Below are 20,345 nucleotides of genomic sequence, written 5' to 3'. Positions count from 1 at the left end.
TATTTTCTTCCTGAATAATTCATAGTTTTTCTAAAATGCTCTCTAAGCGTTGTTCCAACACTGTTTTTTGTTTAGTTATCCGACACCCTTTGGGTGTACAAAAAGAACCCCAATCTGCTATGGTTAAAGCGACTAAACTAAACCATGAAAGGGGTTCTCTCAATGGCTACATTACAGGAAAAACGCGTAAATTTCAACTCAAACATGGTCGTAAATAATACGGGCGGAAATCTTTCCACCGATTCTGGGCTGATTTTGGTAAAAGAATTCATGGATTCCATTGGCTTCTCAACATTAGCTACCCATTCTCTCACCTTCCAGGACAACCGACACTACTGGCATCATGACAACATTTCCTTGCTGGAGCAACTCTTGTTCCAGTTGATTGCCGGATACGCTACGGATTCTTCCGCCAATTTACTGAAGGAAGATCCTATTTTCCGTTTGGTGCTTGATAAGGACGGGATTGCATCGCAAGCGTCTCTTTCTCGGTTCTGGGACCGAATAACGGAGGCAACCATCTCCCAATTCCAAAGCCTGAATCAAGCCATAATTGATAAAGCGCGGACGAAACGGAATGCGACCGAACTCATCATCGATTTGGATTCCACTCATTCCGATACATTCGGTAATCAAGAGGCTGCCAACTACAATGCCCACTATGGCACGAACGGGTACCATCCCTTGGTCGCTTTCGATGGCCTAACGGGTGATTTCCTGAAAGCAGAACTTCGTTCTGGCAATGTTTATACCTCAAATGGGGTGAAAACATTTCTGGAGCCAATGCTGGAGCATTACAGCCACACCCTCCCGTGCACCGATATCATGGTGCGTGGAGATAGCGGATTTGCGACACCGGAAGTCTATGATACCTGTGAAACCTACAAAAGTTATTATGTGATTCGCCTCAAGGCGAATGCGAAACTGGCCAAGTTGGCCGAATCTTTCGTCTTGATCGGCGACGACCATCCCTGGGAACACCGGGAAGTCTACTATTACTCGACAACCTATCAAGCCAGCAGTTGGGAAAAAAAGAGGCGTGTCTGCATCAAATCGACACGCGATGCAGGGGAATTAACGTTTCGCCATGAATACTTGGTGACGAACTTTTCGGAGAATGTATCCGCCAAAGTAATGTTCCAGCTGTACCACAAGCGTGGCACCATGGAGAATTATATCAAGGAAGCGAAGAACGGTTTCCATTTCGACAAGACGGATAGCTCCTGTTTTCTGGAAAACCATGGCCGGATGATGGTAAGCCTCTTGGCTTACAACCTGGTCAACTTCGTGAAAACAATCTGTTTACCGGCGAAAGAAGCGGCCTTCCAAGTAGACACCTTGCGCCTGCGCCTCTTCAAAGTGGCTGGCAAGCTGGTCCGCAGTGGCCGAAAGTTGTTTTTGAAGACGAGCTCTTCCCATGTCTACCAAAACCTGTTCTACCACTTATTGGACAAAATCCAGCAACTCTGTTGGTAGGGCCGAGAGCCAACTGAAATTTTAAAAAAATTAATGAATTCCAAGGGGATCGTGCGCCCAAAAACCGGAAGTTTTTCGTACTGATTCTTGAACGCAAACAAAATTTGAAACAATGGTGCGATTCACATTCGGAATACAATGATAAAAAAGTATAAACCAACGGTTTTCCTAAATTAATAAGGAAAATTTAGAAGTATGAATAATTCAGGTTCTTATAAATGGTTTAAGATTGCGTCTATTAGTATAATAGGCACATAAAAGGAGTGATTGTATGAGTATCGGTTATGCCTGTTTAAATGTAGGAACACCAAACACGGCAATGCGTAGCGTTATTAAGCGCAATGCTACTAACGAAATGTTAACACAAGTTACCCAGCATAATTTAGAAGCATTAGAAAAAATGATTGATTACAACATTGAAAATAATATTCGACTCTTTCGAATTAGTTCAGACCTCATTCCATTTGGTTCTAGTCCGGTTAATCAACTCGCATGGTGGAATATTCATCATGACACTTTTCAAAGGATTGCAGCGAAAGTCAAAAAAAGTAACATGCGTCTATCCTTTCACCCTGGCCAATATACAGTTTTGAATTCTCCACGAGAAGACGTTGTTGAGAGAGCTATCTTAGATTTGGACTATCATAGTAAGGTACTAGACTGCTTAGGGAGTGGCTACGACCACAAAATAATCTTACATGTCGGTGGCGTATATGGAGATAAAGAAGAAGCCATGGCGCGTTTTGCTGAGAACTTCCAACGTTTGAGTTCCGCTGTCAAAAAACGTTTGATTATTGAAAACGATGATCGTCTCTACAATATCGTCGATGTACTCACCTTAGCAGAGACATTAGGCATTCCCGTCGTGTACGATAATTTACATCACGCTATCAATCCCCCTCCTGAATTCGGAAGTGATAGTCAGTGGATTGATCAAGTAAAAAATACCTGGAAAGCAGAAGATGGGAAACAAAAAATTCACTATTCTCAACAGGCTTCAAAAAAAAGACTCGGTGCACATACCCAAACAATCAATCTCGAAACCTTCTTAGCATTTTACGAGGGACTGACTGACCAATCAATCGATATCATGTTGGAAGTAAAAGATAAAAATATTTCTGCTCTTAAATGTGTAAATGCCACTGAAGTTGATGCTAATATTTCTTTGTTAGAGAAAGAATGGGCACGCTATAAGTATTTGGTATTAGAGAAATCACCTGCCGACTACGAACGGATCCGCACACTATTAAAAGACAAAGCAAGTTACCCGGTAAGAGCTTTTTATACCCTAATTGAAAATGCACTTGCTAAAGAAATCCAAGTGGGACAAGCGGAAAATGCCGCGCTTCATATTTGGGGCTACTTCAAAGGAAAAGCTACTTCACAAGAAGAAAAGCGTTTCGTAAAAACGTTAGAGAACTATCGAAATGGGAGTGGTACCTTGGCGACTGTCAAAAGACATTTATTGAAATTAGCGACAAAATACCAAGAAACTTATTTGTTGCACTCACTCTACTTTTATCTTGAATAGAAATACAGGAAGCGCACTTATTGGTTAATAGGCGCGCTTCCTGTATTTAATTTCCTTATTTTTTCAAAAATTGCACACAAACCGCATCCGGCCCTGCATGGGTCATGACACTAGCACTGGCATATGAAATATAGAGTTCAACATCAGGAAAAGCATCCTTTAGCATTTGAACAATTTTATTTGAGTAGCTAGTCAAACCATCATGGGTTACGCCAATAGATTCAACTTCTGAGTACTTTTCTTTTACTTCTGCAATAATTGCCTCGTAACGATTCACAATTGCTTTGGTTCCACGCCCTTTTTTATCAGAAACCAAAGCGCCTTTTATCATTTGGAGATTTATTTTCACATTTAAAAAGCTTGTTACCAAACCCATTGTTTTTCCTATTCGGCCGCCCTTGACCATGTTTTCTAAATTGACAATGGCAATATAAAGAAGCGTTCGTTTTTTCGTTTCTTCTAAATAAGTCAATGTTTCTGTTACTGTCATCCCCGCTTCTGCACACTTAGCCGCTTCAAGGACTTGAAAACCCATAGCGCGTGCACAAAATTCAGAGTCAATAACGGTTACTTTATCGCCTGAAATATCTGCTGCTTGGCGCGCAGAGTTCACGGTTCCGCTTAACGTATTGGTGACATTTATAGATAAAACATCCGCCCCGTCAGCCGTTAACTGCGTAAAAACGTCTAGAAAGGCTCCTACTGCTGGTTGAGATGATTTAGGTAGTTCTGGATTGTTCTTCATTTTTTCAAGAAATTCAGGTTTACTGATTGTAACGCCATCATAGTAAACCACATCGTCAATGATTGATGAAAGTGGCACGATAGTAATGCCATACTTCTCAATTTCTTGAGAAGAAAGTTCTACAGTAGAATCAGTAACGATTTTAAAGCTTGTCATCAAAATACACCTCAATCACTCTATTTATTTTGGTTAAGAATAACAGATTCACATAAAAATGTAACGCCTTTTAACTTATTGGTTTATTACTAATATCCTTAGGTAAATTTTTAATTGTGAAATACAGCAAAAATCCTGCAGTTGTTGCCGATGTCATATCTGCAATCGGTTCTGCATAATAAATACCCATAACACCAAAAAAGCGCGGGAGGAAAAGAGCTAAGGGAATCAGGATGATTACTTTACGAAGCAAGGCAATAAAAAGGGATTTTTTTGCCTGACCTGTACCTACAAAATACATTTGAGCACTCATTTGTACTCCGAATAACCACATGCCACCCATGTAAATCGGCAGTAAACCACTCACTAAGTTTAATAGTTCTTTATCCGAAGTAAATACTTTTGCAAAAATTCCCGGACCAAGTAAAACGAGTAAAAAATAACTCGCTGTCGTTGCGACTGTGATAATTAGCGCATAACGCACGGTTTCTCTAACCCGGTCGTATTTCTCCGCACCGAAATTGTAACTAATAATGGGCTGTACCCCTTGTGTAAATCCACTGACCGGAACCGTCAATAATTGCATCACACTCTGCATAATAGCCATAGACCCTACATAAAGATCGCCACCAAACTTCAATAACCCATTATTAAATACCACAACGATTGCACTCTCTGTTGCTTGCATAACAAAAGGTGAAACACCTAATGAAATAATCCGCTTGATTAAAGCCCAATCAGGCTTAAGATACTTCTTCCGGATTCGAATGGTCGAACGATCTGACGTTAAGAAGCGAACCACGTAAAGAGCACTTAAAGCTTGAGAAATGACCGTCGCAATAGCCGCACCAGATACACCCATTCCAAAACCGAAGATAAAAATAGGATCCAATACAATATTTGACAGCGCACCAATTAACACAGCGAGCATAGCGCGTCTGGTCTTGCCTTGACTTGTGATGAAAAGGTTTAGGCCTAAAGCATATTGGACGAATAATGTTCCCATAATATAAATCGAACTATATTCATTGGCATATGGGAAGGTTATTTCACTTGCTCCAAACAAATACAACAAAGGCTCTTTTATAATCAAAAAAACGACTGTCAGAATGATTGCCATTAAGGTCAATAGGGTTGCTCCATTGCTTAAAATTTTTTCAGCTTCTGCTTTATCATTTCTCCCTAGAGCTATCGCTGCTAATGGAGCGCCACCCCCACCTACGAATAAGCTAAACGCTGCAATAATTAAAACGAGCGGTGCACTTATTCCTAATCCCGTTAGCGCCATAGCGCCTACATTAGGGATATGGCCAATGTACATCCTATCAACAATGTTATATAGAATATTTATCAGTTGTGCCAGCACACTGGGAGCTGCTAATTGTAACATTAACCGAGGAACTTTCTCAGTCCCCATTCTTGAAGATTCACCTTTATTCATGCGACACCCCTTTCCGGAAAAATATTCAGTATAACTTTTACAACCATCTTATAGAGGAAGAAAAAAAGGGCAGTCGTTTGTAAACGATTGTCCCCTCTTCGTTTTTTCTTGTTTAGAACAAGCCACCCGTAATATGGAGTTTTTTCTTAAAATAGAATTTTAATGTCAATCCGAGTGCACCTATAGCTAAATAGACAGCCGGTGGCATACTGACGTTAATTGATTCCGGTACAATGACCATGGTTACTGTCATTGCTACCATCCACAATAGCATAGCTCCTGTTGTAGCAGCTATATATTTTCCAAATCCTTTTTTCCCTTTTGGAGCCGTTTGATCTGGTTGATATTTAGAGATTACTAACATCGCTAAACCACCCGCAATAAAGTTTAAAATCAAACTGATAATCCCCATACCCGGTTGACTGCTGCCTGAAGTGAACAGTGTCACACCTGATATCAAGGAAAAGATAGATCCTAATAACAATCCGCCATCAAGTGCGATCATCCAGTTAGGCGAACGTTCAGAAAGAATTGCTTCTTCGTGCTCTTGCAAGATGTTTTCTGCACATTCTGTAACAGTTCCGTACAAGCGGCGCGCTGTTATACCGGTTTTTTGACTTGAAACAAGTTTAGTCATCATTTGGTTATATAAAGTATGTTTATTGTCTTCATCATAGCCTGCATTTGTCAATGTACGATCAAGACTAATCATATATTGCTCATTACGTTTGGTCAATTGTCCCCATAATGCTTTATTCTCTTCTTTTGTTTCTTCAAGTGTTTTTTCTACATTTTCTGCCACGCTTTAGTCCCCCTAGTATTTCCTACCTTAACTATTATACATTAAAGCGGAATAACATGACATCTCCGTCTTGAACAATGTAATCTTTTCCTTCAAGGCGTACTCTACCTGCTTCTTTAGCAGCTACCATGCTTCCGGCTTTTAATAGTTCATCGTATGAAACGGTCTCTGCTCGAATAAACCCTTTCTCGAAGTCTGTATGGATAATGCCCGCTGCTTGCGGCGCTTTCATACCTAAGCGGAAAGTCCACGCACGCACTTCTTGTTCACCCGCTGTAAAATAAGTCCCGAGACCAAGTAAGCTATAGGCTTTTTGAATTAGCTGATCTAATCCAGATTCTTCGATTCCTAGTTCGTTTAGAAACTCTGTTTTTTCTTCCTCATCTAATTCCGCTACTTCTTCTTCAATTCGGGCACTAACGGTCACTACTTCTGAACCTTCTGAAGCTGCAAATTCTCGAACTTGCTGAACCATCTCGTTTTCGGCGTCTCCAACTTCGTCTTCCGCCACGTTGGCGACATATAGGACGGGCTTGATTGTCAAAAGAAATAAATTTTTCACAATTGGCTCTTCTTCTGGTGTAAACTCAAGACTTCGCGCTGACTTCCCATCTTCTAGGGTTTCTTTTATACGCTCTAAAACAGCTAGTTCTTCTAGGGCATCTTTATCTTTCGTACGAGCAATTTTGCTAACTCGCGTGTAGCGTTTATCAACGGATTCTAAGTCTGCTAAGATAAGCTCTAAGTTGATAACTTCAATATCATCTAAAGGTTTTACCTTTCCACTAACATGGGTAATATTTTCATCTTCAAAGCAACGCACAACGTGACAAATGGCGTCTACCTGACGGATGTTTGCTAGAAATTTATTCCCTAGCCCTTCACCTTGGCTTGCTCCTTTTACAATTCCCGCAATATCTGTAAATTCAAAGGTTGTTGGAACTGTTTTTTTAGGTTTTACTAATTCAGTTAGTTTTTGTAAGCGAACATCTGGCACCTCGACAACCCCGACATTGGGATCAATTGTTGCAAAAGGGTAATTCGCTGCTTCAACTCCTGCTTTTGTGATTGCGTTAAATAGTGTTGATTTACCCACATTTGGTAATCCCACAATTCCTGCTGTTAATGACATGTATTCCCACTCTTTCTAGTTGGTGTTTATTTTGAGGTCTCTGCCTTCACCAATACTTTTTTCATTTTTTTCTCAAACTCACGACGTGGCATCAAAACCATTTGCCCGCATTTTTGACATTTAATGCGAATATCCATCCCCATCCGAATGATCTCCCAAGAATTACTTTGGCAAGGATGGGGTTTTTTCATTTCGACAACATCATGTAAATCGTATTCCTTTTGATTCACCAATGACAGCCCTCCTAGTTTTCAGATTCTATATTTATGATCTCTAAGATGCGATTCAAATCTTCATCCGATAAATATTCAATTTCTATTTTACCACGTTGTCCTTTTGGCACAATTTGAACAGCCGTGCCAAACTTACTCATCAAGCGTACTTCACTGTCAATTATATAGGAAGGTTTGTTTGCTTTTATTATTTTTGAATGGTGCTTTGGTTCAGGTTGTTTCGTTAGCTCTTGGACGATACCCTCTAGCTGACGAACCGTTATGCCTTCAGTGACCACACGCGCTGCTAATTCACTCACTTGACGCATATTTTTTAATCCTAATAACGTCCGTGCTTGACCCATCGTTAACTTTCCTTCTCGTACCAACGCTTTGACATCTTCAGGTAGTGACAAGAGCCTCAAATAGTTAGCAACATAAGAACGGCTTTTACCAAGGCGCTCAGATACTTGTAACTGTGTGAAATTTAACTCATCCATTAACATTTGATAGGCTTCTGCTTCTTCCATAGGCGATAAATCTTCCCGTTGGAGATTTTCAAGGATCGCTATTTCTATCATCGCTTGCTCATCAAATTCGCGTATAATAGCAGGTATGGTTTTTTTGCCTGCTAAGCGAGAGGCACGGACACGCCTTTCACCTGCAATAATTTCATAGCCTTTAACAGATGATTTACGTAAAATAATTGGTTGGAAAACACCATTTTGTTTAATTGAGTCGGCCAATTCTTTTAAAGCCCGCTCTTCAAAATGTTTCCGCGGTTGATAGGGATTCGGTCGAATAGCGTCTAACTCAATTTCTTCAACCTGCTCATTCTTTTTGCTATCTTCTTCCATTGCTTCATAGTTTGTAAACAATGCATCGATGCCTCGGCCCAACCCTTTGCTATTTTTACTTGCCATCTGTCAACACTTCCTTTGCAAGATCTAAGTAGACTTGAGCACCTTTCGAACGAAGGTCATAGTCAATAATAGACTGGCCGTAACTTGGTGCTTCTGACAAGCGAACATTACGGGGGATGATTGTATCGTAAACTTTTTCTTTAAAATACTTTTTTACCTCTTCAACAACTTCAAAACCAAGGTTGGTTCGCGCATCTAACATGGTCAATAAGACCCCTTCAATTTTAAGATCTTGGTTAAAATGCTTCTGGACTAACCGAAAGGTATTCAGGAGCTGACTTAAACCTTCCAAAGCATAATACTCACATTGCACCGGTATCAAAACTGCATCACTTGCTGTAAACGCATTTATAGTCAAGTGACCAAGTGAGGGGGGGCAATCAATAAAAATAAAGTCAAAATCGGTTTCAATTTTATCTAGAGCATGCTTTAGTCGTGCTTCTCGATGCGGTTGGTTAGTTAGCTCTATTTCTGCTCCTGCGAGTTGAATAGTTGCTGGAACAACCCATAGGTTCTCTCTTGAGGACGTCTGGATGGTCTGTTCAATCGGAATCTGATTGACTAGTACATCATAGATGTCTTTATCAACGTCAGCTTTAGAGATGCCTAATCCGCTCGTTGCATTTCCTTGTGCATCGCTATCAATCAAGAGTACTTTTTTACCTAGGTATGCCAAGGCTGCGGCCACATTGACTGTTGTTGTGGTTTTACCGACACCACCTTTTTGGTTTGCAACTGCGATGATCCGTGTCATTTGCTCTCCTCCAGTTCTTCTTAAAATGATACAAAAAAGAGGAAAACAGAACGAACATTTCCCCCTTTTGCATTTTTCAAAATGACTGTATCATTTATCGCTCATATATACGGTCCTTTATCTACAGAAAAAACGCCATTTTCTCATCTATTGTACCAAATAAGACAGAAAAAGAATACCCTTCTTCATTATAGTGGGCTTTTATTAGGCGTTCCTGGTTTACGTGGATATTTTTTTGGTGTTTTTTTTGTTTTGTGAATTAAAATAAGATGCCGTTCTCCTTCATTGTTTGGTAGTTCAAAGGAAACATCTTTTTCTATTTTTGCACCTAAAGTAGCAATTGCTACTTTAGCATCTTGAAGCTCTTCTTCAGAGCTCGCCGCCTTCATCGCTACAAAGTACCCCCCTTGCTTAACAAGCGGTATACATAATTCGCTCAAAACAGACATTCGAGCGACAGCACGTGCCGTAACTAAATCGTAAGTTTCGCGTTGTAGAGAGTTTTGTCCGAAGGTTTCCGCGCGATCATGATAACACTGCACCCCTTCCAACTCTAACTCTTCAAACAATCGTTCTAAAAATTGAATACGTTTATTCAAGGAATCAACAATAGTTACTTTTATTTGAGGATAGGCAATTTTTAGCGGAATACTCGGAAAACCCGCTCCTGCACCTACATCGCATAGAGTAGGCTCACCTTCTAATAATTGCGTCTGCAACCCTAAGGTAATTGAGTCATAAAAATGTTTCAAATAAACATCATGACGTTCGGTAATCGCTGTTAAGTTTATTTTTTGATTCCATTCAACCAGGAGTTCATAGTAGCGGTTAAATTGTTGCATTTGGATGTCCGTTAAATGCAACCCTTCATTCGCTAACGCTTTTCTAAATTCTTCAGGATTCATATGTATCTCCATTTCTAATTATATTATTATTTGAGTTTAAGTTTTTCTCATTTCATTCTTTCTTCGTATCCGTTCTTATTATACATCATCCATTCTAAAAAAATATACCTCCCTTAAAACAGTCGTTTTTCGTAAAATACGAACATTTATTATAAAAATTCCATATTTATTCGTTTTTATATTGAAAATTTTATAAGAACAACGTATAATCACCACATAAAGTTATTTTAAACAAAAAGAGGAGGAATTTTGTTCGTGTCACCTAAAGCTACCCCTTACTTCATTATTGCTCCAGGCCTGATTCTATTGATTGTCTTTTTAGTCTTACCACTCCTATCAATTATTTGGCCAACGCTTTATGACGGCGGGCTGTCATTTGATGCTTATACCAGTTTTTTAGCAAATACTTATAACCGTTCGATTCTCTGGCGCACAGTAAAAGTCTCGCTGATTGTTACTTTATTTAGTGTTATTTTAGGTTTACCAACTGCCTATTTTATTGCACAAAGTGACCGGAAATGGCGGAGTCTTTTAATGGGATTAGTTCTCTTTCCTCTTTTAACAAACTCAATTGTTCGGAGTTTTGCTTGGATTAATATTTTAGGAGCGAATGGCATTATTAATCGTAGTTTACTCGCACTTAACTTGATTCAAGAACCTATTCAGCTTCTCTATACAGAATTTGCCATCATTATCGGATCGCTCTATCTTTTTTTACCACTTATGATTACAACTTTAGTCGGTGTGCTAGAAAATATTGATACAGAAATAATGGAAGCAGCTGAAACATTAGGAGCAAGTCCATTACGTGCCTTTATTCAAGTTGTTTGGCCTTTAAGTACACCAGGAGTTATTATCGGTAGCATCCTTGTTTTTACAGGAACTCTAACAGCCTATACCACCCCTCAACTACTGGGAGGTAACCAAAATATGATGATGTCTACCTTCCTCTATCAAAATGCTATGGCACTTGGAAACTGGAAGAACGCTGGGGTTATTGCTTTTATTATGATTTTAACAACCCTTATCGTTATGAAAGGATTTAACCTTGTAGCAGCACGTATTGATAGAAGAGGAGGACAACTTGATGCGTAAACAAAAAGGGCTAACATTATTTGCTTTTATCATTTTTCTATTTCTGTTTTTTCCACTCTTTATCATAGTGGTAACCTCATTTGGATCTAATCCAACTATTCAATTTCCAATTGAAGGTTTCACTTTTAATTGGTATGCAAACGTCTTTCAAATTAGCGGATTTATCGAAAGTTTCTGGTTGAGTTTGCGAATTTCACTGCTCGCAACTAGCTCGGCACTTACCATTGGGATACCGGCTGCATACGGCTTGTCTCGTTACAATTTCCCGGGCCGTAATTTTTTAAAAAACTTCTTTCTGTCACCAACCATTATTCCAGGTGTCGTAGTAGGTTTCTCCTTATTCCAATTTATTGTCATCCGTTTACAATTTCCTATTTTTCAAGGGTTATTACTCGGGCATTTCCTAATAAGCTTACCCTATATTATTCGTGTCGTCGGCTCTAGTATGGAACAGTTAGACTTCTCAATTGAAGAAGCCGCTTGGACACTGGGTAGCACGCGAATAGCTGCTTTTTTCAAAGTTGTTTTGCCTAATATTTCATCCGGTATTTTCGCTTCCTTTATGTTAGCGTTTATAAACTCCTTTAATAACATTCCTGTTTCCCAATTTTTATCTGGTCCCGGAGTGACTACCCTACCGACAAATTTAATGAGTTATATTGAATATAATTATGACCCTATTGTTTCGGCACTATCGGTGATGTTAATGATTGGAACAATCATTTTGATGATTTTGATTGAGAAAACGCTCGGTTTAGCTTCAATTTCTTAAATAAGGAGGATGCCATCAAATGGCTTTTGTTAACTTAAAAGATATCCGCGTCAGTTACGATGGAAAAACGGATGTATTAAAAAATTTACGCCTCTCTATTGAAAAAGGAGAGTTGGTTTCGCTCTTAGGCCCCTCTGGATGTGGAAAGACGACTACTTTGCGCGTAATAGCTGGCTTAATCCAAGCCAATGAAGGTCGCTTTGTTGTCGATGAGAATGACCTGACACAAGTCCCCGTCCATAAACGAAACTTTGGAATGGTTTTTCAATCCTATGCCCTCTTCCCACACTTAACAATAAAAGAAAATGTAGGATTTGGCTTAAAACTGCGCAAAGAAAACAAAGTAACTATAGAGAAAAAAGTAAGGGACATGCTAGAAGTGACTGGTTTGGAAGACTTTGCTGATCGTTATCCCAAACAACTCTCAGGTGGCCAACGTCAACGGGTTGCTTTAGCGCGCGCTTTAATTATTGAACCAAAACTCTTGTTGTTAGATGAACCTCTCAGTAACTTGGATGCAAAACTAAGGATTACGATGCGCATGGAAATCAAACGCATTCAACGTTCCTTAGGTATTACTACTATTTTTGTAACCCATGACCAAGAGGAATGCTTCTCTATTTCAGATAAGGTTGCAGTTATGAATAAAGGCGTGATTGAGCAATTTGATACACCTGAGGAAATCTACAACAATCCCAAAACTGAATTTGTTGCCCGCTTTATTGGTTTCGAAAACTTCATCGGATTAAAACATGAAAAAGATAACCTTTATGTAGCCTCTAACGGAACTCGTTTTCAGACAAACCGTCTTGATGCTGGCGAAAAACTTAAAGGAACAATCCGACCGGATAACATTTCAATTAAGAAAAACTTTCCGGCTTCAGATAATATTTTAAGTGGCGAGATTCTTGTGCGAACATTTTTAGGAAAAAGTTACCAATACGAGATGGCTACAGCCGTTGGTAACCTAATTGTCAACGATGAGAGTTTAACCCTTTACCATAGCGGTGAACAGGTGCAGTTATATTTAGATCCAACCAAAATAATTCTGGTATAGAAAAAGGAGAATATTAATGAAAAATTGGAAAGCAATCAGTCTATCTTTGGCAACAACATTTTTACTAGCAGCATGTGGGAATACGGGTTCAGAAACTACTGAATCTTCAACAGCAACAGGTGATAGCGAACTTGTTATCTCTACCTTTGCTATCAGTGAAGATATTATTAACAACGACATCTTTAAACCCTTTACTGCTGAAACCGGTACTGGAATTACTTATGAAGTAGGTAATTCGAGCGAACGCTTTACGAAACTTCAAAATAACCCCAACTCAACAATCGATGTTATTGAATTATCACAGGCAAACGCAGCCAGTGGCGTCTCAGAAGGACTATTTGAAGAATTGGATGAAGAGAAAGTTCCAAACTTAGCCCTACTTGTTGATAGCGCTAAAGAGGCTGTTGGAACTTCAGGCGCTCCTTATACTATGAATAGTCTTGGCATTATATATAATGAAGATGCAGCTGGTATGGTTATTGATGAATGGTCTGACTTATGGGATCCTGCTCTAGAAGGTAAAATTTCAATTCCAGATATCACTACAACTTTTGGACCGGCTATGCTTCATTTAGCAAGTGATTATAAAGATGTAGATATTAAAACTGACAATGGCGCAGCTGGATTTGAAGCCTTAGCAGAACTGAAACCCAACATCATCAAAACTTATTCAAAATCATCTGATTTAGCTAATCTTTTCCAATCGGGTGAAATTGTTGCCGCGGTCGTTGGAGATTTTGCTTACCCAATTATTTCAGAGGCAAACCCAGATGTTACTTTCCTAGTCCCTGAATCTGGTACTTATGCCAATTTTAATACCTTAAACGTTGTTGCGTCTTCAGATAACAAAGAAGCCGCTTATGCCTTTATCGATTGGAAGTTAAGCCAAGAACTTCAAGAAACAACTGCAGTTTCTTTAAACGAAGCACCCACAAATTCTCAAGTCGTTTTGGATGATGAAACAGCTGCTAACAAAACTTATGGGGATATTGCCCAACGTGCTAAAGCAATTGACTTTACATTTGTAAATGAAAACTTAGAGTCTTGGATTAATACTTGGAATGAAACATTAAATCAATAAGCATTTTGAGAGTGGCAGGTTATTTTCCTGCCCTCTTTTTTATAAGAAGAATTATCAAAGTTAAAGGAGCAGATAGAATGGTTGATTTACTTATTACCAACGCGCGTGTTTTCAACAGCTTTCTAAAAGTTTTTGAAGAAAAAAACATTACCATTAAAGAAGGTAAATTTTATTATATTTCATCAGAAGATTTAACCTACTTAAATCCTAAAAAAGTTCTGGATGCTAATGGAAAACATCTGATTCCAGGATTTATTGATATTCATATGCATATTGAAAGCTCGATGCTTCCTCCTGCCAGCTTCTCACCTCTTGCTCTTTCTCATGGCGTTACTACAATAGTCGCTGATTCTCACGAGATTGCTAATGTATTTGGAATGGAAGGTATCTTAGCTTTTATGGAGCAAGAAACTGAATTGGACATCTACTATGCGATTCCCTCATCCGTTCCCTCTACGACTCCCAATCAGGAAACAACGGGTGGAATTATCGGTCTTGAAGAAGTAAAGCAATTGTTAAATCATCCACGTGTTGTAGCGTTAGGAGAAGCAATGAATTTTAAAGGAATTACATCTGAGCCTGAATCCCTTATTCGGAAGATTCTTCTTGAAACCCAAAAACAAAAACCGATGCTTCCACTTGAAGGGCACATTCCGCGTGTTTCGGGAGAAGATTTAGCTAAATTTTTATTTGTAGGGCTGACAGCTGATCATACGCATCAGTCACCTGAATCTATTTTAGAAAAGATTAGCCAAGGGATTTTTCTAGAATTTCAGAAAAAATCTATTACACCCGAAAACATGTCCGTTATTAATAAATATAAACTCTATGAGCATATGGCCATTATTACCGATGATATAATGGCTGATGATTTTCTACTTGGCCATTTGAACGCTAACGTTAATGCAGCCATATCAGCTGGTCTTCCAGTTGAAGAAGCCATTTACACTGCTACCTACACACCTGCACGTCGGATTGGTTTTCAGGACCGTGGTGCGATTATGCCTGGGTATCAGGCTGATTTTATCTTACTGGATGACTTAGAAGAAGTAGTCATCCACTCTGTCTATAAAAATGGCTGCTTAGTCAGCCCTAATCCTCCATCCTTCACTTTTCCTCCGCGATTTTATCATTCGGTTACTTGTCAGCCATTGACTCTTGAAGATTTAAAGTTCGAAATAAATGGTGATGCCATCTGTAACGTTATCAAGGTTGAAGAGGTTGGAACTTTTACTAAGCACATACAACGTATCATTAAAATGAAAAATGGCTATTTAGATTGGGAAAATAGTGGACTAGCACTTATTATGGTTATGGAGCGTTATGGTAAAAATGGCCAAATTGGCTATGGTCTCGTTGAGAATGCTCTGAGTAAAAAAGGTGCTATTGCAACAACTTGGGCACACGATCATCATAATTTGATGGTTATGGGAACTTCCGCAGCCGATATGGTCATAGCGCAGAACGCTCTATTGGCGACACAGGGTGGATACCTTGTTAGTCAAGACCAGATTATTAAAGCTTCCTGCCCACTACCAATTGGTGGCATTTTAAGTGATTTACCAGCTAATCAAGTAGGAGAACAGCTTTTACGTGTTCGCGAAGCTATGCAAGACTTGGGTTATAAAAACACGAATGAAATCATGTCTTTTTCGACTTTGTCACTACCTGTTTCTCCGAAAATAAAAATAACTGACTTTGGGATGATGGACGTTCATACACATGCGCATATCCCTTTAGTGGAGAGAATAATATGAAAACACTCATTAAAAACGTTAGAATTCTTACGATGGATGCGTCTTTTACTTGTTATGAATTGGGTTATCTGGTTATAAAGGATGATACCTTTATAGATATTGGGGCCATGACTGATTTAGGAGCGGATCACTACGACCATATTATTGACGGCAAGGGCGCTATCGCTTTACCTGGTATGATCAATGTGCATACACATATCGGTATGATTCCTTTTCGCTCTCTTGGCGATGATACACCAGATCGGTTAACGCGCTTTTTATTTCCCTTAGAAAACGCATGTATGACGGAGCAGTTAGCCTACCAGAGCGGTAAATATGCGATTGCTGAAATGCAATTAGCTGGTATTACAACTTTTTGTGACATGTATTATTTCGAAGAGGCACTGGCGCAAGCGACTGATGAAATGGGGTCACGGGCGATTCTGGCTGAAACAGTTTTAGAAACAAGTCCGGACACGGACTATCCTTATGGTGGTTTAAAAATTGTGGAAGGTTTTATTCCCAAGTACTTAAATCACTCACTCATTACCCCTGCTATTGCACCACACGCGCCTTACACTAATACTGAGGAGTCACTCAGTCAAGTAGCAGCACTGTCTTCAAGGTACAATATCCCCCTTTCCATTCATCTTAGTGAAATGACATTTGAAATGGATAAATATCAGAATGAATATGGAAAAACACCTATTGCTTACCTAGCTGATCTTGGTATTTTAAATTCTCGTGTTTTAGCAGCACACTGTATCTTTGCTACTCCAACAGATATACAAATTCTCAAAAAAAAGGACGTAGCAGTGGCTCACTGTATCGGTGCTAATACCAAATCTGCAAAAGGGATTGCTCCTATACAAGCTATGTTAGATGCTGGTATTCGAGTCGGTTTAGGAACAGATGGCCCAAGTAGTGGTAACACTCTAGATTTATTCACGCAGATGCGAATGCTTGCAAATTTCCATAAGACACACTTGAAAAATCGCGCTGCTTTTCCGGCTCGTGACATCGTTCGTTTAGCAACAATGGGAGGTGCTGAAGCGCTTGGAATGTCCGATCAAATTGGTTCGATTGAATTTGGAAAGAAAGCTGACCTTATTTTAATTGAAACCGAGTCAGTTAATATGTTTCCGATTTTTGATCCCTATGCAGTACTTGTCTACTCCGCTCATGTGGGCAATGTTCAAGATGTCTTTATTAATGGCGAGCAAGTAGTTGCGAATAAAACCCTTACGCAAGCTAACTTAGGAGAGCTTCGTGCAAGTCTAGATACTGAAATGATTGATTTTAGAAAGGAAGTAGCAGCTCGAAAAGAGTAAAAAGCTCTCTTTACTTATTACAAGCCTTTTATTTCCATCCCTTTTTCCTATTAACTCTATTAGTACTTGTTCGTTTTTATAACGTATAATGAAGACAAGAATCTAATTTGCGTTATCTGCGTTTAAGAAAAGGGGTTTTATTAGATGGCTTCCATTCGAAATTTTATTGAATCTTATCCGTTACTTATTAATATTATCTGGTTTCTTTTATTCTTTACAGTTCTCTATATTTTACGTCGTTTTATTTTAAATCGTCTCTATAAGCGTTTAAAGCAGTCTGAACATTGGTATGTTACTCAAAAAATTGCTAGTTGGTTAAATAATCTTATTTTATTTATTGCTTTTATGTTTATCTTTGGAAGAAACCTAACCGGACTGTCCACAACGCTTGGATTAGCTGGCGCTGGCGTTACTTACGCCTTACGGGAAGTGATTGTTAGTATTGCCGGTTGGGTAGCGATTTTATTTGGCGATTTTTTTGAAACTGGAGATCGTGTCTTACTTGGTGGGATAACTGGAGATGTCGTTGATATTGGGGTTTTACGAACCACCTTGATGGAAGTTGGCGAATGGGTGGGTGGAGATCAATACACGGGCCGAATTGTTCGCGTTTCAAACAGTTATATTTTTAGTTCGCCGGTTTACAATTACGCTGCCGATTTTAAATTTCTTTGGGATGAGATTATGGTTCCTCTAAGATTTAACAGTAATATGAACTTAGCTAAAACAATTCTATTAGAAGTTGGTCACAAACATACTACAGAATATCGCACCGAAGCACAAAATGCTTGGCTTAATATGAAACGACGTTACAAATTAGAAAATGCTTCTTTAGATAATCAAGTTTTTCTTACTTTTAATGATAACTGGGTAGAAATAAACTTGCGTTATGTCGTTGATTACCGCCAACGACGTGGTGTAAAAGACAAACTTTTTTCAGATATTCTTCAACGCTTTAAAGAAGAAAGCGAGTCAATTGAACTTGCTTCTGAAACGATTGAAATTATTACTAACAAAGAAAGCTAGTCAAATTTCACCATTAACTGGGATTAATGGTGTTTTTCGTTATAGTCCTATTTCTTGACAGACTGTGTGTTAGCCATTATAATTATTTCTAATTAGAGATATTTTTTTTAGAAGTATTCAAGGCAACTAAAAAGGAGCGATATATATGAAAAAAACTGCAGGAATTCACCATATTACAGCCATTGTTGGCCATCCTCAAAAAAATGTCGATTTTTATGCTGGCATACTAGGTTTGCGTCTCATTAAAAAAACCGTTAATTTCGATGATCCAAGTACTTATCATTTATACTTTGGTAATGAGGGCGGAGAACCAGGTACTATTATTACTTTTTTCCCGTGGCCTGACGCTTCACAAGGGAAAATTGGTGGGGGTCAAGTTGGTGTGACAACTTATGCAATTCCAGTTGGTGCTCTCTCTTACTGGGAAGAAAGGTTATCAAAATTTTCTATTGTTTTTGAAAAAACAACACGTTTTGGCGAAACCTACCTCCAGTTTGAGGACTACCATGGTTTACAACTGGAATTAGTGGAACGAGCAAGTGGTCAGCTTAATAATTGGACCTTTGGAGAGGTAACAACTGATGTCGCAATAAAAGGATTCGGGGGCTCTATTCTTTATTCCACTAATCCAGAATCTACAATGAAAACATTACAGGAAACCATGGGCTTAGAAAAAATAGCTGAAGAGAATGATCTCATCCGCCTTAAATCTTATGGCGAAATTGACAATATAATTGACGTTAAAAAGAGTTCTCTTCCATACGGCCGTATGGGGGTTGGAACCGTTCATCATATCGCATGGCGGGCAGAAGATGATCAAGATCATCTAGAATGGCAAGAGTATGTTCAAGGAAAAGGATATGGTGTAACAGAGGTAAAGGATCGCAATTACTTTAATGCCTTTACTTTAGAGAATATGGTGGGATTTTATTTGAAATTGCGACAGATACACCCGGTTTTGCTCATGATGAATCCTATGAAACCATGGGACAAGAATTGAAGCTACCCGCTCAATATGAAGAGAACAGAGATAGATTGCTAGATGAACTTATTCCAATTGAAGTAAAGGAATTAGACTGACTACCACTTTATTTAAAGGAGCTGTAAGGATGGAGAAAACTTTTCGAGAACAAGTGATTGGAACGTGGAAGTTACTTAAGTATACGCGGGAAGATAAAAATGGCGAACGCTACTATCCACTTGGTGAAGATGCGACTGGTTTTTTAATGTACACAGACGATGGCTATATGTCTGCTCAATTAATGGCTCAAGGGCGCTCTGCTTATACGCTTGGCGAATTACATAAAGGTACAACGGAGGAAATGGCTGAGGCCGCTCGTGGTTACCATGCTTACTCGGGTCAATACGAAGTTGATGAAGAGAACCAAACTTTATATCACCATATGGAAGTGAGTATGATTCCTAATCGGTTAGGCCAAGTGCAAGATCGTATCATTGTTATGGATGGAAACACCATTACAATTACATCAAAAGCGACATCTTCCTATATTGTTTGGGAACGCGCCGAAAACCATAGTGAAAATACCTTGTAAACTCGATTTAATACTTTAGACAGAGAGGAAATCCCTCTCTGTTTTTTGTGGCTCAAATCATTTTACATTGTAAATGATTAGGGGTAAGATTATTGTAATAGGAAGCTTTCTTGCTTCCAAAATAAACGAATCGTTTTGAGAAAGGAGAATAAAAATGGATAAGGGCTACAAAAGATTTTTTGGGATGATTTTGACTTCCGCGATTCTAATGTATGGGGTGATGTACCTCAATACTTATCAATTGGACCATGTCTTCTTTAGTGAAATGCGACTGTACATGACTATATTATCTACTGCAGTAATGGCAGTCGTCATGCTTTTATTTATGCTCCATATGCTTAAAAATAAAAAAATGAACATCGGTATTATCGCAGGGAGCGTGTTGGTTTTTGCTGTTTCTTTCTTTTTAATGCGTAACCAAACAACTATTGATGAAGTGGACTACATGCAAGCCATGATTCCTCACCATTCAATTGCTATTTTGACAAGTGAACGTGCTGATATTGAAGATCCTCGTGTTAGAAAATTAGCCGATGATATTATTGAAGCACAAAAAAAAGAAATTGATGAAATGAAAGAACTAATAGAAGAACTGAAATAACATTAGATAAAAGGAG

General features: G+C 38.9%; 20 protein-coding genes. 12 read left to right on the top strand and 8 right to left on the bottom strand.

The features are described from left to right. Positions 1-162 precede the first annotated feature (162 nt). Positions 163-1,476: an IS1380 family transposase gene (locus tag BW727_RS09935; RefSeq protein WP_077795852.1), complete on the top strand. Its 1,314-nt coding sequence runs from the start codon at positions 163-165 to the stop codon at positions 1,474-1,476. A 271-nt stretch (positions 1,477-1,747) separates the two neighbouring features. Next, positions 1,748-3,007 (top strand): UV DNA damage repair endonuclease UvsE, encoded by a 1,260-nt coding sequence (uvsE, locus tag BW727_RS09930; protein WP_062469592.1) that lies wholly within the window; start codon positions 1,748-1,750, stop codon positions 3,005-3,007. A 55-nt stretch (positions 3,008-3,062) separates the two neighbouring features. On the opposite strand, the gene BW727_RS09925 is transcribed toward uvsE, so the two are convergent. From BW727_RS09925 to rsmG, 8 genes are all read right to left on the bottom strand, one after another. Beyond that, entirely contained in the window at positions 3,063-3,908 is an 846-nt protein-coding gene (locus tag BW727_RS09925) for a DegV family protein (protein WP_062469595.1), read from the bottom strand. Positions 3,909-3,978: 70 nt separating this feature from the next. Further along, on the bottom strand, positions 3,979-5,349 hold the full coding sequence (locus tag BW727_RS09920) for an MATE family efflux transporter (RefSeq protein WP_062469599.1): 1,371 nt from the start codon (positions 5,347-5,349) through the stop codon (positions 3,979-3,981). Positions 5,350-5,461: 112 nt separating this feature from the next. After that, complete coding sequence (locus BW727_RS09915; RefSeq protein WP_062469603.1) at positions 5,462-6,151, bottom strand: DUF1129 domain-containing protein; 690 nt, start codon at positions 6,149-6,151, stop codon at positions 5,462-5,464. 34 nt (positions 6,152-6,185) lie between these two features. Next, entirely contained in the window at positions 6,186-7,283 is a 1,098-nt protein-coding gene (ychF, locus tag BW727_RS09910) for a redox-regulated ATPase YchF (RefSeq protein ID WP_062469604.1), read from the bottom strand. Positions 7,284-7,309: 26 nt separating this feature from the next. Next, positions 7,310-7,516, bottom strand: a complete 207-nt coding sequence (locus BW727_RS09905) for a DUF951 domain-containing protein (RefSeq protein ID WP_062469607.1) — start codon at positions 7,514-7,516, stop codon at positions 7,310-7,312. Positions 7,517-7,527: 11 nt separating this feature from the next. Then, the gene (locus BW727_RS09900; protein ID WP_062469610.1) at positions 7,528-8,418 is read right to left on the bottom strand and encodes a ParB/RepB/Spo0J family partition protein; all 891 of its coding nucleotides are present in this window, start codon (positions 8,416-8,418) and stop codon (positions 7,528-7,530) included. Continuing rightward, positions 8,408-9,172: a ParA family protein gene (locus BW727_RS09895; protein WP_062469613.1), complete on the bottom strand. Its 765-nt coding sequence runs from the start codon at positions 9,170-9,172 to the stop codon at positions 8,408-8,410. Before BW727_RS09895 ends, BW727_RS09900 begins: the two co-directional genes overlap by 11 nt. 188 nt (positions 9,173-9,360) lie before the next feature. Beyond that, positions 9,361-10,077, bottom strand: a complete 717-nt coding sequence (rsmG, locus tag BW727_RS09890; RefSeq protein ID WP_062469615.1) for a 16S rRNA (guanine(527)-N(7))-methyltransferase RsmG — start codon at positions 10,075-10,077, stop codon at positions 9,361-9,363. A 255-nt stretch (positions 10,078-10,332) separates the two neighbouring features. Between rsmG and BW727_RS09885 the strand changes: the two genes are divergently transcribed. The 10 genes from BW727_RS09885 (at position 10,333) to BW727_RS09840 (ending at position 20,329) form a co-directional block, all read left to right on the top strand. Next, positions 10,333-11,172, top strand: coding sequence for an ABC transporter permease (locus BW727_RS09885; RefSeq protein WP_062469618.1), 840 nt, complete (start codon positions 10,333-10,335; stop codon positions 11,170-11,172). Further along, positions 11,165-11,944 carry an ABC transporter permease gene (locus BW727_RS09880; RefSeq protein WP_062469622.1) on the top strand — a complete coding sequence of 260 codons (780 nt, stop codon included), beginning with the start codon at positions 11,165-11,167 and terminating at the stop codon, positions 11,942-11,944. Before BW727_RS09885 ends, BW727_RS09880 begins: the two co-directional genes overlap by 8 nt. A gap of 19 nt (positions 11,945-11,963) precedes the next feature. Continuing rightward, positions 11,964-13,001 carry an ABC transporter ATP-binding protein gene (locus tag BW727_RS09875; RefSeq protein ID WP_062469626.1) on the top strand — a complete coding sequence of 346 codons (1,038 nt, stop codon included), beginning with the start codon at positions 11,964-11,966 and terminating at the stop codon, positions 12,999-13,001. A 16-nt stretch (positions 13,002-13,017) separates the two neighbouring features. After that, on the top strand, positions 13,018-14,082 hold the full coding sequence (locus tag BW727_RS09870; protein WP_062469629.1) for an ABC transporter substrate-binding protein: 1,065 nt from the start codon (positions 13,018-13,020) through the stop codon (positions 14,080-14,082). Positions 14,083-14,159: 77 nt separating this feature from the next. Then, positions 14,160-15,839: an adenine deaminase C-terminal domain-containing protein gene (locus BW727_RS09865; RefSeq protein ID WP_062469632.1), complete on the top strand. Its 1,680-nt coding sequence runs from the start codon at positions 14,160-14,162 to the stop codon at positions 15,837-15,839. Further along, complete coding sequence (locus BW727_RS09860) at positions 15,836-17,149, top strand: amidohydrolase (RefSeq protein ID WP_062469634.1); 1,314 nt, start codon at positions 15,836-15,838, stop codon at positions 17,147-17,149. The genes BW727_RS09865 and BW727_RS09860 overlap by 4 nt, the downstream gene beginning before the upstream one ends. A 144-nt stretch (positions 17,150-17,293) precedes the next feature. Further along, positions 17,294-18,175 (top strand): mechanosensitive ion channel family protein, encoded by an 882-nt coding sequence (locus BW727_RS09855; RefSeq protein WP_062469636.1) that lies wholly within the window; start codon positions 17,294-17,296, stop codon positions 18,173-18,175. Positions 18,176-18,320: 145 nt separating this feature from the next. Further along, complete coding sequence (locus BW727_RS09850) at positions 18,321-19,175, top strand: ring-cleaving dioxygenase (RefSeq protein WP_227807187.1); 855 nt, start codon at positions 18,321-18,323, stop codon at positions 19,173-19,175. 109 nt (positions 19,176-19,284) lie between these two features. Next, positions 19,285-19,728, top strand: a complete 444-nt coding sequence (locus BW727_RS09845) for a lipocalin-like domain-containing protein (protein WP_062469638.1) — start codon at positions 19,285-19,287, stop codon at positions 19,726-19,728. A 154-nt stretch (positions 19,729-19,882) separates the two neighbouring features. Next, a complete protein-coding gene (locus BW727_RS09840; protein WP_062469642.1) occupies positions 19,883-20,329 on the top strand; it encodes a DUF305 domain-containing protein in 447 nt (148 codons plus the stop codon). Positions 20,330-20,345: the final 16 nt, after the last annotated feature.

The organism is Jeotgalibaca dankookensis (assembly GCF_002005405.1).
GTDB lineage: Bacteria > Bacillota > Bacilli > Lactobacillales > Aerococcaceae > Jeotgalibaca > Jeotgalibaca dankookensis.
The sequence above is the reverse complement of the archived record's forward strand: the minus strand, read 5'-3'. Positions and strand labels throughout refer to the sequence as shown.